The 674-nt window shown below is 65.1% G+C and carries 1 protein-coding gene; it reads right to left on the bottom strand.

Annotated elements, in window-relative coordinates:
- Positions 1–49: 49 nt before the first annotated feature.
- On the bottom strand, positions 50–674 hold a 625-nt coding region (locus B4L76_RS21750), incomplete at its 5' end, for a transketolase-like TK C-terminal-containing protein (protein WP_296235181.1).

Raw genomic sequence — 674 nt, 5'->3', positions numbered from 1 at the left:
AGCGGCCTTGTGCCGCGAACGAGGGCCAAAGGCCCTCGCCTTCCTTGTATCAGTCTTCCAGCAGCTCTTCGGCAGTCCCGAGGATGTTCTCCACGGTGAAACCGAACTCTTCGAACAGAGCCGAAGCAGGCGCCGACTCACCATAGGTGGTCATGCCGATGACGCGGCCTTCCAGGCCAACGTACTTGTACCAGAAGTCGGCATGGGCGGCTTCGATGGCAATCCGCGCGCCCACTTCCAGCGGCAATACCGACTGCTTGTAGGCAGCGTCCTGGGCATCGAACACGCTGGTGCACGGCATGGAAACCACGCGCACCTTGCGGCCTTGCTCGGTCAGCTTGTCGAACGCCTGGACCGCCAGGCCCACTTCCGAGCCGGTGGCGATCAGGATCAGCTCAGGCTCGCCGGCGCAGTCCTTCAGCACGTAGCCGCCGCGGCTGATGTCGGCGATCTGCTGGGCGTCACGCGCCTGGTGCTGCAGGTTCTGGCGCGAGAAGATCAGTGCCGAAGGGCCGTCCTTGCGCTCCAGGGCGTGTTTCCAGGACACGGCGGATTCCACCGCGTCGGCCGGGCGCCAGGTGTCCAGGTTCGGCGTGCTGCGCAGGCTGGTCAGTTGCTCGATCGGCTGGTGGGTCGGACCGTCTTCGCCCAGGCCGATGGAGTCGTGGGTATAG

This window comes from Pseudomonas sp. UBA4617 (assembly GCF_002386445.1).
In the GTDB taxonomy this organism is placed as follows: domain Bacteria; phylum Pseudomonadota; class Gammaproteobacteria; order Pseudomonadales; family Pseudomonadaceae; genus Aquipseudomonas.
This window is presented reverse-complemented; position numbering and strand designations above follow the sequence as displayed.